The sequence below is a fragment of the Pseudomonas sp. GW821-FHT07G06 genome, assembly GCF_058986625.1.
On sequence record NZ_JBYSVW010000001.1, the window covers coordinates 14,988 to 27,686 of the forward strand.

Sequence of the window (12,699 nt, forward strand, 5' to 3'; positions counted from 1 at the left end):
TCACTATGTTTGCGTTGCGTGTGCGATTGTCCTGGAAGTCGGTGTCTGGAGCGTTGCTGGTATTGGGAGGTACGCCTGGGCTGGCCAATGCCGCCAGTTGCGACAGGATCACCTGCCTGGTTTCTCCACAGGCCAACGTGTTGATCGACGATGGCTCCTCGTTCCATGTCGGCACTGGCGGCGTATTGAGTGACAGTACCGTGAGCAACGGTGTGATCGACCTCCGGGATTCCGGCGCGGCGCAGGGCACACATGTCATCGGCGACGGATGGCTGATGGCACAAGACAGCAGCACGGCATTCGACAGCGTGGTGGAGAGTGGCGGCACGATGGTCATCGTCGGCTCGGCCACGGCATTGAGCACTCGTGTCGATGGCGGCGATTTCGAGGTCGCGCAAAACGCGGTGGTCAGCGACACGCAGCTAGACGCCGGCAGAATGTATCTGTACATGGATGCCACGGCCAAAAACACCCGCATCGGCAACGCTGAAATGACGGTCTATCAAAACGGCAATGCGCGGCAGACGACTGTTGACAACGGTGGAGTGTTGTCGGTCCTCGATTCGGCCTCCGCCTCCGATACGGTGGTCAATCAAGGCGCGAGGATGGATATCGCGGCCGGTACCTCCGTGCGCCTTACAACGGTCAACACAGGCGGTGTCATGGTATTGGCCGACCGCGCCGGCGCCAGTGAGACAACGATCAATCAGGGCGGCCTGCTGCAACTGAAGGGGGATGCAACCCTCGGTCGAACCAGCCACATCGACGGTCAGGTCAACTTCGCCGGCCCGGAAATCAGCGGCTTCCATGTATTGACCTTCGAGGGTCCACTGAGCGGCAACGGCAGCTTCCTGATGAACACCGACCTGGCAGCCCTGCAAGGTGACTTGATCAGGGTCCAGGGGCCGGTCAGCGACACCCACACACTGATCGTTGCCGACTCCGGTCGCGCGCCGAGTGGTGCGCTACAGAAACTGATGCTGGTCGATGGCAATGGTGGCAGCGGCAACTTCACGCTGTATGGTCAGACTGTTGACGCCGGGGCTTATCGCTACCAGCTGCATCAACAAGGGAACGACTGGTACCTGGCCAATCTGGCCGAGATCGATCCCGTCACCCCGCCAGTAGAGCCACCCGTTCAGCCGCCGGTGCAGCCTCCTGTCGAGCCACCGGTGCTGCCGCCGGTGCAGCCTCCTGTCGAACCACCGGTGCAGCCGCCGGTGCAACCTCCTGTCGAGCCACCCGTGCAGCCACCGGTCGAACCGGCTTTTCCTGTGGACCCTGCTGAGCCGATCAGCCCCGTCCAGCCTCCTCGCCTGCCGCAGTCTGAAGTCTTGAGCAAAGGCGCCAACGCCGCTGTCGCCAACCAAACAGCCGGTGCGGCCCTGATCAGTGCTCAAATGAGCGCCACCACCGGCCATTTCGGCGACCTGCGTTCAGGCAAGGACAAGGGCGGTCTGTGGACCCGCGGTTATGGCACCGAACAACGCCTGGACACGGGTGCCAGCCGCGCGTTCCAGCAACAGGTCAACGGTCTGGAAATCGGTGCCGACAAGGCCCTGCCATTCTCCGACGGGACACTCTATGTCGGCGGCCTGGTCGGCCAGGGTCAGGGACATCAGGATTTCGGCGAGGCCAGTAAAAGCAGCATCGACAGCACCACGATCGGCGCCTATGCCAGCTATCTGGATCACAGCGGGCTGTATCTCGATGGCGCGCTGAAGTACAGCCGCCTGGACAACGACATCGACATCACCAGCAACCTGGGTGAGCCGGTCAAGGCGCATTACAGGAACCATGCCGTGAGCGCTGACGTTCAAGTCGGCAAGGCTATCGACCTGGGCCAGGGCTGGTTTGTCGAACCCCAGGCAGGATTGCAAGCAGCACGCATCAGTGGTGGCCGCTACACGGCGAGCAATGGTCTGGACGTGGAACAGGATTCGATGAAGTCGCTGCAAAGCCATGTCGGCGGCTTGTTCGGTCGCGAGGTGCAACTGGATAACGGCATCGCGATCAAACCCTACGCCAAGGCCGCGTGGATTACCGAGCATGCGGGCGACAGTCACGTGAAGGTCAACGGCGCAAAACTCGACAGCCGTCTGCCGGGCTCAAGGGCGGAAATCGGTGGCGGGATGAGGGTATCGATGGCTGGGCAACACAGCCTGATTGTCGAGGCCGGCTACACCAACGGCAGTGATATCGAACAGCCTTGGGCGGCTACCGTGGGTTATCGCTACAGCTGGTAAACGCAAGCCGACCAAAAGCCTGTGGGAGCGAGCTTGCTCGCGATGGGGTCGTAACAGCCAATACAAATGTTGAATGTCAGATCCCCATCGCGAGCAAGCTCGCTCCCACAGGTTAATTACTTACCACCATCAGGGCCGGATCAATCATCCGGCATTTCCGGCGGCTTGGCGGGCTTGGCCGGTTTGCTGTTTTTCCCGGGCTTGGCGCCTTTGGCCGCCGGCTCGGCTTCAGCGACGGGAGCGGCCACGGTCGCGGTAAATTCTTTCTCGGCCGCCGGCAACTGATCGACGGCGCTGAAAATCTCGTCCAGCTTGATGGCATCCGATTGTTCCAGTTTCTTTTCGCCGTCCTTGCCGACCAGAATCACCTTGGTCTTGGCGCCGGCACCCAGCTTGAGCGAGCGGATCAGCGCCGCCGTGTCCTGGGGCCCGAGGTCTTTGCCGTCGCGCTGGCCCATCAGGTTGAGCACGGTGTAGAGCACCATGTTGCGGTCGGTGAACCCCTTGCGATTGGCCGGCTCATCCAGCGACTTTTTCAGGCTGACCCAGGTCGGATCCACAGTGCTTGGAGCGATGACAATCAGTGGCCGGGCCCTGCCCTTGTCCATGTCCAGCGGTGAGTCGCCATCAGCGGCGAACGAGGTGCCGGCAATCGCCAGCAAGATAGCCATGGTCAATGACCTGATGAGCATGCGCATCTCCTTTTTGATATCCACGCTCTAATGATTGCGCATCGCGGCGATTGTTCCGGGTGACGTACCGCAAATTTTTTCGCCTTGTCCCAAGCTTAGGTCAGGGCGGTCATTGCGCAACAACTCGGGGTCATCTCAGGACTTACAAAGTTCAAGGCAGATCAAGGATCAAGCGGGTCGCAAGGGGTGCCCGGACAGGCACCGACTGGGCATTGCACCCGCGAAGGAGGTCGGCGTAACGAATTGAATCAGAACGCCAGCTTGTAGCCGATCAGCAACAGCATGGTCGCCAGGCAAGGGCGCAGCAGTTCGTCGGAGATGCGCCCGGTCAGGTGGCTGCCCAGGTAAATCCCCGGCAACGAACCCACCAGCAAGTAACCCAGGACGTGCCAGTCCATGTTGCCCATGCTCGCATGGCCGAGGCCGGCGACCAGGGTCAGCGGCACGGCGTGGGCGATTTCAGTGCCGACCAGGCGGCGGGTCGGCAGCATCGGATAGAGAATGAACAGGGCCACGGTACCCAGTGCACCGGCGCCGATGGACGTCAGCGCGACCATGGTGCCGAGGACCAGGCCAGTGATGACCGTCAGGACATTGAGGCGCGAGCCGCTGGGGTTGTAATTGCCGCCAGCACGTTTGTGGGCGAAATCCAGCAGGCGCTTCTTGAACAGAATCGCCAGCGCCGTGGCGAACAACACAAAGCCGAGGGCCTGCTTGATGATCGCGTTCATCGCATCGGGGCTGGAGTGCAGGCTGCTCAGGAACCACAACGTCAGTGCCACCGCCGGCACGCTGCCAAGGGTCAGCCAACCGGTAATCGCCCAGTCGATGTTGTTGTTCTTTCGGTGAACCAGTACACCGCTGGATTTGGTGATCGCCGCGTAGAGCAGATCGGTACCGACAGCCGTCGCCGGGTTGATACCGAACCACAGCAGGATCGGGGTCATGAGCGACCCGCCACCGACGCCAGTCATGCCGACGATAAAGCCAACCACCAACCCGGCCACGACCAACCCGATGTTCACTAAATCCATTGATACGTCCACAAAGATCGCAGGGGAAATCTGGCCCGCAGCATAGCGATATTTCTTATAACCAGTTATATCGATGCGATCTATCTTTATATCGGAACCATCATGTAACCCTGTGGGAGCGAGCTTGCTCGCGATAGCGGTGTATCAGTTGGCATCAATGGCGACTGACACTCAGTCATCGCGAGCAAGCTCGCTCCCACAGGGTTCAGTGTCGTGCTCACTGCACCGGCAGGAAGTTCAGGAACACCAGGCTCTGGGCATAATTCAGGCCGATGCGCCGGTAGCGTTCGTCGAGCATCTGGGTCAGCAGGTCCAGGCGGGCGACGATCTTGCCGAATTCGACGGCAAAGCTCAGGTTGCTGCCCTCCTCCGAGATTTCGTTGGAAAACAGCAGGGGTTGGCCTTCCTTGTCTTGTCGCTGGCTGAGGATCCAGGTGGCAATCTCGATGTTACGTGCGGCGTTGTTGACGAATACCGGGTTGATCGTATCGGTCATGTAGAACTCGGTGCGATTGCCATGGGCGGTCACCAGCATGCTGCCGATGGCGTAGATGAACGCCCCGACCCGATCGCCGAGAAATTCCGGGCTCATGGCAAAACGCAGGGCCGCCAGGTCCTTTTTGCCGCCCAGGGTCGGTAATGGCTGTTGCTGTTCAATGGCCATGCGTACTTGCTTGCCGGCCGTACGGGCATCGAGGAAACCGGACTTTTTCAGCTCATCGGGGTTGCGCAGGTAGAGCTTGCCCATGAGCAGGTAAAGGCTGTCGAGGTTGTCGCGCATGGTCAGGGTGGCCATACGGTCGACACTGGTCTGCAGGAACTCCTGGGGTTGGCCTTCGCGCATCTGGGTGAAGATGTCGCCGCCCTGCTGCTGGCTGCAACCGGTGACGAAGAACATCGACAGACCTGCCAGCAGCAAGTAATGACGGCGGATTTTTGTGGTGATCGCGGGTGAAACTCGAGCCATGGGTTGTTGAACTTGGGCATGGGCCGACGGTGGGGATCGCCGCAGGCTGCCATGGATAGAGCCGGACATTTCGAAAAAGTGCAGTATCGGGCAGCATCAATCGATCACCGGCAGGGGAATGTTCATAGAAAAAACGGATCAGAAAATCATGAAAACGGTACACACTCCCTGTAGGAGCTGCCGCAGGCTGCGATCTTTTGACTTTGATTGTTCAAGATCAAAGGATCGCAGCCTGCGGCAGCTCCTACATCACCGAATACACACAGGAGGTTTGCATGCGCACGCTTCAATTGGCTGGCGCCCAGGTGCCCGTCATCGGCCAGGGCACCTGGCAGATGGGCGAGGATCGCTCACGGCACAGGGAAGAGGTCGCGGCACTGCGCCTGGGCATCGAACTGGGCATGACCCTGATCGACACCGCTGAAATGTACGCCGAAGGCGGCGCCGAGGAAGTGGTCCGCGATGCCATCGCCGGCCAGCGCGACAGCGTCTTTGTGGTCAGCAAGGTGTACCCGCACAACGCCAGCCGCCAGGGCATTCCCCAGGCGTGCGAGCGCAGCCTGCGCAGGCTCGGCACCGATTACATCGATCTGTATCTGCTGCATTGGCGCGGCCAGTATCCGCTGGAGGAAACCGTCGACGCCTTCGAGCGCCTGCGCGAAGCCGGCAAGATCGGTCGTTGGGGCGTGTCCAATTTCGACCTCGACGACCTGCTGGAACTGGGCGCCCCGGCCTGCGCCACCAATCAGGTGCTCTACAATCTGGAGCAGCGCGGCATAGAATTTGATTTGTTACCCTGGAGCCAACAGCAGCGGCTGCCGGTCATGGCTTACTGCCCGATCGGCCAGGGTGGAAAAATGCTCGCCAATGCCACGCTCAAGCAGGTGGCGGCCCGGCACGGCGTCACACCGGCACAGGTGGCGCTGGCATGGATAATGCGCCAGGATGGCGTGATCGCCATCCCCAAAGCGGTCCGGCCCGAGCATGTGCGACTCAATGCCCAAGCCGCCACGCTGCAACTTGAACCCGGGGATCTGGAGGCGCTGGACCACGCGTTTCATGCGCCACAACGCAAACAGCGGCTGGCCATGGTCTGAGCCAACGCAGTCTGTCAGAGAGCTTCGCCATGAGAAGCACCGACCACCTGGACCCGTTCAATCTGCAACGCTTTCTCCAGGCTCAGGACCCGGTATTCGACCGGGTCCAAGACGAGCTGAACAACGGACACAAGCGCAGTCACTGGATGTGGTTCATTTTTCCGCAGTTTGCCGGGCTCGGCGGCAGCGAGATGTCGCGCCGCTTTGCCATCCGCTCGCGGGAGGAGGCCCTGGCCTACCTTGAGCATCCGTTGCTGGGCCCCCGTCTGCGCACCTGCACCCAGGAAGTGCTGAACATCCGGGAGCGCTCGGTGGCCGGGATTTTCGGTCATCCCGACGACCTGAAATTTCATTCCTCGATGACCCTGTTCGCCCAGGTCGATGCCGCCGACAGCCTTTTCCAGCAAGCCTTGAACCAGTACTTCCACGGCATCCTGGATGACTGGACCTTATCGCTGATGGACTCAAAACAGGCCCAGTTGCCCCCCAATCAGGGTTGAGAAGTCGTCGTCGACAAACGGCAGTATCGCGTCCGCCACCGGTTGCAGTTGCCGGGTGATGTAGTGGTCGTAGTCGATGGGCGCGCTGCGCACTTCCAGCGGTTCGGGGCCGGCAACGGTGATCACGTAGCTGATCCAGCCGCCGTTCTGGTATTGCCGCGGGCGACCCTGGCTGTCGTTGTACGCATCGGCCAGGCGCGCCGCGCGTACGTGGGGCGGGACGTTACGCTGGTAGTCGTCGAGGGTGCGGCGCAGGCGTTTGCGATAAACCAGCCGGTCATCGAACTCGCCGGCCAGGGTCTTGCGTACGTAGTCACGCACGTAATCCTGATAGGGCTTGCGCAGGAAGATCCGCGAATACAGCTCTTGCTGGAATTGCCGGGCCAGCGGCGACCAGTCGGTGCGCACGGTCTCCAGGCCTTTGTAGACCATTTCGTCGCTGCCATCGGCGCGGGTCACCAGTCCGGCGTAGCGCTTCTTGCTGCCTTCTTCGGCGCCGCGAATGGTCGGCATCAGGAAGCGCTTGTAGTGGGTCTCGAACTGCAGTTCGAGAACGCTTTGCAGGCCGTATTCCTGCTGCACATGCTCGCGCCACCACTGATTGACGTGCGCCACCAGCGCCTGGCCGATCTGTGCCGCCTCCTTCTGGCCGTGGGCGCGACGCAGCCAGACGAAGGTCGAGTCGGTGTCGCCGTAGATCACAGCGTGCCCCTGGGCCTCGATCAACTGGCGGGTGCGCAGCATGATCTCGTGCCCGCGCAAGGTGATGGACGACGCCAGGCGCGTGTCGAAGAAGCGACAACCGCTGGAGCCGAGCACCCCATAGAACGCGTTCATGATGATTTTCAGCGCCTGGGACAGCGGTGCGTTGTGTTCGCGCTTGGCGGTTTCCCGGCCTTCGGCGACCCGGGCGACGATGGAGGGCAGGCAATGCCGGGTGCGAGAGAAGCGTGCGCCGCGAAAACCCGGCACCGATTCGCTGTCATCCGGATGCTTCAGCCCTTCTATCAGCCCCACGGGGTCGATCAGGAAGGTGCGGATGATCGACGGATAGAGGCTCTTGTAGTCAAGCACCAGCACCGATTCGTACAGCCCCGGTTGCGAATCCATGACGAAACCGCCGGGGCTGGCTTCGGGCGGCTTGCCACCGAGGTTCGGCGCTACGAAACCCTGACGATGCATCAGCGGCATGTACAGGTGGGTGAATGCCGCCACCGAACCGCCCATGCGATCGGCCGGCAGTCCCGTGACGCTGGCCCGCTCCAGCAGGAAGGTGAGCAACTCGGTCTTGGCGAAAATCCGCGTGACCAGTTCGCAATCCTTGAGGTTGTATTTGGCCAACGCCGGTTTGTCCTCGGCGAACATGCGATTGATTTCGTCCATGCGCTGGTACGGGTTGTCGATGGACTTACCCTCCCCTAGCAGGGTTTGCGCGACGTTTTCCAGGCTGAACGAGGGGAAGCTCCAGGTCGCCGAACGCAGGGCCTCGATGCCGTCGATGATCAGGCGGCCAGCGGCTGAAGCGAAGTAATGGTTGCCGCTGCCATGTTCGCGCCACTGCATTTCCTCGCCGCCACGCCCCAGTTTCAACGGCACCGCCAGGCGCCGGGCGTGTTCGTGAAGCACCCGCAAGTCGAACTGCACGACGTTCCAGCCAATGATCGCGTCGGGGTCGAACCGGGCAAACCAGTCGTTGAGTTTTTTCAGCAGCAGGGTTCGCGAATCGCAGTACTCGAGCTGGAAATCCACCTGGCTATCGTCGCCATTGGGCGCGCCAAGCATGTACACCTGACGCTCGCCGCAGCCTTCCAGGGCAATCGAGTACAACTCGCCCTGGGCCGTGGTCTCGATGTCCAGAGACACCAGTTTCAAGCTCGGCCGATAGTCGGGATCGGGCTTCATCTGTGCGTCGAGCAGCAGACCCTCGGCAATCGGCGTGCCACTGAAGCGCACCGGCGCGGTGATGAAGCGTTCCATCATGTAGCGTTCCGGCGGGCGCACGTCGGCTTCGAACACGTCGACGCCGGCCCGGCGCAACGCGGTTTCCAGGCGCATCAACTGGCCATGTTGCTGGCAGTAAAGACCGAGGACCGGGCGATGGTCGAAATCCTGCAGGGCCAGGGGCTTGAGCTCGACGTTCTTCTCGTCATGCAAAACGCTTTCGGCCTGCAGACGCTGCGCAGCAGGGAGGAACGCCACCGAGGGCTGGCAAGGCAGACGGATGCGCCGGGGACCGCTGTCGGTCGCCAGCCAGAACTCGACTTCCGTACCGGCCGGGGTGTCGCGCCAATGCCGGGTCAGGACGAAGCCCTGCTGTAGATCCACCACTGCAAACCTCGAAACTGATTCAGAGGGTGATTCTACCCGGCATCGGCAGGGATAGCGCGTATGGCCCCGGTATTCGGGATGAACATAAATCCTGTGGGAGCGAGCCTGCTCGCGAAAGCGGACTTACAGCCAACATCATCGTTGAATGTTGAACGGCTTTCGCGAGCAGGCTCGCTCCCACAGGTAAGGGGCTGGCCGGAAATGAAGGGCTTTACCGAAGAAAAACCGCCGAATGACGTTTTTTGCGTGTTATCTGCCGCTTTCGCCCTTGCCCTGAGCGCTTGCGTCTACGATTCTTCAAGGACAACGACAACACCCGAGTAACCACCATGAAAACCGTCGCCCAACTGCTCAAGCTCAAAGATCAGAAGAATCAGGAAGTGCACCAGATCAAACCCGATCACATGGTGCTCGAAGCGCTGATGAAGATGGCCGAGAAAAACGTCGGCGCCTTGTTGGTGGTGGAGAATGATGAAGTGCTGGGCATCATCAGCGAACGGGACTATGCGCGCAAACTGGTGCTGCACGGCCGCTCCTCGGTGGGCACGCCGGTGCGCGACATCATGGTGTCACCGGTGATTACCGTCGACACCCATCAAACCGTGGATACCTGCCTGGGCATCATGTCCGATAGACGCCTGCGTCACTTGCCGGTGGTCGAAGGCGGCAAATTGATCGGCCTGCTGTCGATCGGTGACCTGGTCAAGGAAGCGATTGCCGAACAGGCGGAGCTGATTCGCCAGTTGGAGCAGTACATTCGCGGGGAATAAATCCGGACACAACATTCACCCCAAAACCTGTGGGAGCGAGCTTGCTCGCGATAGCGGCCAGACATTCAACATAGATGTCGACCGACATGGCCCCATCGCGAGCAAGCTCGCTCCCACAGGGTAAGTGGTGCTTTCAGACTGGCCAATGCCGGGCGAACACCGGTGCCAGTGCCGGATGGCGGTCGATTCGTTCCAGCCAGGCGAAAAACCCGGGCCGCGTGGTGCGCAAATGTTCCCGACTGCCCGCCCATCGCGAGATCACCGCCGTCAGCACATCCAGGGCCCCTGGCTTCTCGCTGCCCAGATACAGCTCACCCGAAAACTGGTCGGCAAACACCTCCCAACTCCAGTGCAGGCGCCGGCGGGTTCCCTCCATGAGGTTCTGCCTGGACGACTCGTCCGCCTCGGTCAGCCAGCGTTCGGGGTAATCGATGATGCCGATGGCCGCATAGCAATTGCTGACGATGTACGCCATGGCGCGAATGGCCTGGTCCCGCTCGGCCGGGTCCAGAGGCAACAACCCCGACGCGGGAAAGCTCAGCCCGAGGTGAATCAGGATCGCCATGCTCTCGGTCAGGACACCGCCATCGGGGAGTTGCAGGGTCGGAATCTGTTTGAGCGGATTGAGCTTCTCCAGCGCATGGGCCGCCTCCGCAGACGCCTCGACATCGATGAAGCGATAAGGAACATCACAGAGTTCAAGGGCGGCTTCGATGGCCGCGGCCCCGGAGTTCTGATGGCCGTAGAGCTGGTACATGATCGTCTCCTTGCACACCGCGATCTCTGCAGTGCCTCATCATCCGTCCCGGCAGAGGAACGCGCCAGCTTTCCAGTGTAGAAGCCGCCACCTGCCACGCAGCGACCATCCGACGATCGCACCATCAAGCTCACATGTGGTATGGCGCAGGTCCTATCACTGCCATCGATGTTCACCATCACCTCAATGAAGTTCTCTTAAAAAATCCCCGGCGTAACATCTGCTCCATACCAACCCATAAGCACCCCGGAGCACACCATCATGAAACGCCAGACCCTCCTCAGCATCGCTTTCTCGGTTTTCGCCGTTAACGCTTTCGCCGCAACTTCTGCTCAACCTGTGGTCGCTGAAGGCGGCTCGGATCGTCTGATTGAAAGCCGTGTGGCCGAGGGTGGTTCCGATCGACTGATCGAGAATCGTGTGGCCGAAGGTGGTTCGGACCGCCTGCTGGAAAAACGCGTTGCCGAAGGCGGTTCCGATAAGCTGCTGCAGAACCGCGTCGCTGAAGGCGGTTCCGACAAGCTGCTGCAAAACCGCGTCGCTGAAGGCGGTTCCGACAAGCTGCTGCAAAACCGCGTCGCCGAAGGCGGTTCCGACAAACTGCTGCAAAACCGCGTCGCTGAAGGCGGTTCCGATAAGCTGCTGCAGAACCGCGTCGCTGAAGGTGGTTCCGATAAGCTGCTGCAAAACCGCGTCGCTGAAGGTGGTTCGGATCGTCTGATCGAAAGCCGCGCTGTCTGAATGCAGGGCTTTACCGCAGGACTCGACGAAAACCCGGCCTCATCCGCCGGGTTTTTTATGCTTGGAGCTTTCACTGTTTTGGAGATCGCTTCATTTTCAGCGTGGGCATGGCCTGACGATAACGCGTGTGAACTGGATTTACGCGGCGCGCTTGAGTCCATCGCCAGCAGGCTGGCTCCTACAGTTTCAGCGTGGGCGCGGTCCCTTGTGGGAGCTGGCTTGCCTGCGATGGTCGTTAACGATAACGCGGGTGAACGGGATAAACGCGGTGCACTGGAGTCCATCGCCAGCAAGCTGGCTCCTACAGTTGCCCGGGATTGCGTGAAGAACCGATCACTTCCCTGCCCGCGCCATGCAGCGCTGGTAACGTTCATCGACCCGTTTGGCGAACCACGCGGTGGTCAGTTTGCGCGTGATTTTCGGGCTTTGCAGCACAATCCCGGGCAACACTTCACGGGGTAACGGCCGGCCCTCGGCCCGTTCGGCCAGTTCGAAAACCCGTCGATAGAGTTTGCTGTCTTCGAACGCCAGGGTATTGCCCTCTTCCAGTTGCTCGCGGATCGTCGGATTGCGCATGCCCAGTTGCTTGCCGAGGGTACGCACGGCCAGTTCCGTGGTGCCGGGCATGATCGAACCGTAACGCACCAGGTCGCCATCCAGCGCCAACGGAATACCGGAAGCCCGGCTCACCGCATTCTGAAACGCGGCGTTACGGCTGGCGTACCAACCCGCGTTGAAGTCTGCAAAGCGGTACAGCGGCTGCGGGTAGCTCGCCGGATACCCCAACAGATGCGCGATGCCGAAATACATGCCGCCACGCCGGGTGAACACTTCATGACGAATCGAGCCCTGCACCGGATACGGATAGCCCTTGGCCTGCTGCTCGGCAAAATCGATGCTGACCTGCATCGGTCCGCCGGTATGCACCGGGTTGAAGCCACCGAACAGGGTTTTGCCCATCGGTACCATGCCGATGAAGTCGTCGAAAATGCCACTCAGCTCCTTTTCACTGCGCGCGGTATTCAGGCGGTTGCTGTAGCTTTTGCCGTTGGGCGAGTCGAGCTTTAACGCACTGTTCACCAGCAGGCCGGGAATGTGTGCCTTGGCAGCGCGACGGTCGATCTCGTCGCGGGCGATCTTGCCCAGGCCCGGTACGCTCGGATCGACTTGAAAGGTCGACTCCTGTTCGGTCACGGCCAGCACCGAGCACAGGTTTTGCGTGGTCGGCGAGATGTCTTGCGCGGTAAACGCCACCTGGATATCCGTGGCCCACCCCTGGGGATCGGCGGCTTTCGCCGGCAGCAATCGCACAATCTCAGCCTTCACCTGGGCCGGACTACGCGCCACCGGTTCCTGGGTCCGTTGGCTGCCGCAACCAGCCAGTATCAATAAAGCGGCGATGCTGAAGATCAATCGATTGGCTTGCATGTCGTTCCATCTAGTCCTTGGGTCCGGCTTAACCATACGAGCAATGGCAGGGCAGCGGCTATGACCCTTGTCCACCGCGTGCCTCTATTTGCCACTGAAACGGCCCTGAAGCCCCGTTATCCGAAATCTGCATTTGCAG

11 protein-coding genes are annotated in these 12,699 nt (G+C 60.8%); 5 read left to right on the forward strand and 6 right to left on the reverse strand.

Annotation, left to right across the window (positions count from 1 at the left end):
* Nucleotides 1-5 precede the first annotated feature (5 nt).
* Entirely contained in the window at nt 6-2,246 is a 2,241-nt protein-coding gene (locus AC3WJW_RS00070) for an autotransporter outer membrane beta-barrel domain-containing protein (RefSeq protein WP_493724708.1), read from the forward strand.
* Between the two features lie 140 nt (nt 2,247-2,386).
* On the opposite strand, the gene AC3WJW_RS00075 is transcribed toward AC3WJW_RS00070, so the two are convergent.
* The 3 genes from AC3WJW_RS00075 to AC3WJW_RS00085 all read right to left on the reverse strand — a co-directional run bounded on the left by AC3WJW_RS00075 (nt 2,387) and on the right by AC3WJW_RS00085 (nt 4,939).
* Complete coding sequence (locus tag AC3WJW_RS00075) at nt 2,387-2,938, reverse strand: DUF4174 domain-containing protein (RefSeq protein WP_102675653.1); 552 nt, start codon at nt 2,936-2,938, stop codon at nt 2,387-2,389.
* A gap of 248 nt (nt 2,939-3,186) precedes the next feature.
* Nucleotides 3,187-3,972 (reverse strand): sulfite exporter TauE/SafE family protein, encoded by a 786-nt coding sequence (locus tag AC3WJW_RS00080; RefSeq protein WP_110659362.1) that lies wholly within the window; start codon nt 3,970-3,972, stop codon nt 3,187-3,189.
* A 217-nt stretch (nt 3,973-4,189) separates the two neighbouring features.
* On the reverse strand, nt 4,190-4,939 hold the full coding sequence (locus tag AC3WJW_RS00085) for a hypothetical protein (RefSeq protein ID WP_493724709.1): 750 nt from the start codon (nt 4,937-4,939) through the stop codon (nt 4,190-4,192).
* 275 nt (nt 4,940-5,214) lie between these two features.
* Between AC3WJW_RS00085 and AC3WJW_RS00090 the strand changes: the two genes are divergently transcribed.
* Together AC3WJW_RS00090 and AC3WJW_RS00095 are read left to right on the forward strand one after the other, a co-directional pair.
* Nucleotides 5,215-6,036, forward strand: coding sequence for an aldo/keto reductase (locus AC3WJW_RS00090; protein ID WP_493724710.1), 822 nt, complete (start codon nt 5,215-5,217; stop codon nt 6,034-6,036).
* Nucleotides 6,037-6,065: 29 nt separating this feature from the next.
* Nucleotides 6,066-6,536 carry a DUF1810 domain-containing protein gene (locus AC3WJW_RS00095; RefSeq protein ID WP_095967458.1) on the forward strand — a complete coding sequence of 157 codons (471 nt, stop codon included), beginning with the start codon at nt 6,066-6,068 and terminating at the stop codon, nt 6,534-6,536.
* On the opposite strand, the gene AC3WJW_RS00100 is transcribed toward AC3WJW_RS00095, so the two are convergent.
* A complete protein-coding gene (locus AC3WJW_RS00100; RefSeq protein ID WP_493724711.1) occupies nt 6,501-8,861 on the reverse strand; it encodes a DNA polymerase II in 2,361 nt (786 codons plus the stop codon). The two genes, AC3WJW_RS00095 and AC3WJW_RS00100, sit on opposite strands and share 36 nt — an antisense overlap.
* A 332-nt stretch (nt 8,862-9,193) precedes the next feature.
* Between AC3WJW_RS00100 and AC3WJW_RS00105 the strand changes: the two genes are divergently transcribed.
* A complete protein-coding gene (locus tag AC3WJW_RS00105) occupies nt 9,194-9,634 on the forward strand; it encodes a CBS domain-containing protein (RefSeq protein WP_007976812.1) in 441 nt (146 codons plus the stop codon).
* Nucleotides 9,635-9,767: 133 nt separating this feature from the next.
* Here the strand turns inward: AC3WJW_RS00105 and AC3WJW_RS00110 are convergent, their stop codons facing one another.
* Nucleotides 9,768-10,391 carry a glutathione S-transferase gene (locus AC3WJW_RS00110; protein WP_493724712.1) on the reverse strand — a complete coding sequence of 208 codons (624 nt, stop codon included), beginning with the start codon at nt 10,389-10,391 and terminating at the stop codon, nt 9,768-9,770.
* Between the two features lie 261 nt (nt 10,392-10,652).
* Between AC3WJW_RS00110 and AC3WJW_RS00115 the strand changes: the two genes are divergently transcribed.
* On the forward strand, nt 10,653-11,132 hold the full coding sequence (locus tag AC3WJW_RS00115; RefSeq protein WP_008021706.1) for a hypothetical protein: 480 nt from the start codon (nt 10,653-10,655) through the stop codon (nt 11,130-11,132).
* 333 nt (nt 11,133-11,465) lie between these two features.
* On the opposite strand, the gene AC3WJW_RS00120 is transcribed toward AC3WJW_RS00115, so the two are convergent.
* A complete protein-coding gene (locus tag AC3WJW_RS00120) occupies nt 11,466-12,560 on the reverse strand; it encodes a DUF1615 domain-containing protein (protein WP_493724713.1) in 1,095 nt (364 codons plus the stop codon).
* Nucleotides 12,561-12,699: the final 139 nt, after the last annotated feature.

What these genes read in the sequence shown, in the direction of transcription:
- AC3WJW_RS00070 (WP_493724708.1), top strand. Translation starts at nt 6, where the DNA reads ATGTTTGCGTTGCGTGTGCGATTGTCCTGGAAGTCGGTGTCTGGAGCG.
- AC3WJW_RS00110 (WP_493724712.1), bottom strand. Translation starts at nt 10,391, where the DNA reads ATGTACCAGCTCTACGGCCATCAGAACTCCGGGGCCGCGGCCATCGAA.
- AC3WJW_RS00120 (WP_493724713.1), bottom strand. Translation starts at nt 12,560, where the DNA reads ATGCAAGCCAATCGATTGATCTTCAGCATCGCCGCTTTATTGATACTG.
- AC3WJW_RS00115 (WP_008021706.1), top strand. Translation starts at nt 10,653, where the DNA reads ATGAAACGCCAGACCCTCCTCAGCATCGCTTTCTCGGTTTTCGCCGTT.
- AC3WJW_RS00080 (WP_110659362.1), bottom strand. Translation starts at nt 3,972, where the DNA reads ATGGATTTAGTGAACATCGGGTTGGTCGTGGCCGGGTTGGTGGTTGGC.
- AC3WJW_RS00090 (WP_493724710.1), top strand. Translation starts at nt 5,215, where the DNA reads ATGCGCACGCTTCAATTGGCTGGCGCCCAGGTGCCCGTCATCGGCCAG.
- AC3WJW_RS00095 (WP_095967458.1), top strand. Translation starts at nt 6,066, where the DNA reads ATGAGAAGCACCGACCACCTGGACCCGTTCAATCTGCAACGCTTTCTC.
- AC3WJW_RS00105 (WP_007976812.1), top strand. Translation starts at nt 9,194, where the DNA reads ATGAAAACCGTCGCCCAACTGCTCAAGCTCAAAGATCAGAAGAATCAG.
- AC3WJW_RS00085 (WP_493724709.1), bottom strand. Translation starts at nt 4,939, where the DNA reads ATGGCTCGAGTTTCACCCGCGATCACCACAAAAATCCGCCGTCATTAC.
- AC3WJW_RS00075 (WP_102675653.1), bottom strand. Translation starts at nt 2,938, where the DNA reads ATGCTCATCAGGTCATTGACCATGGCTATCTTGCTGGCGATTGCCGGC.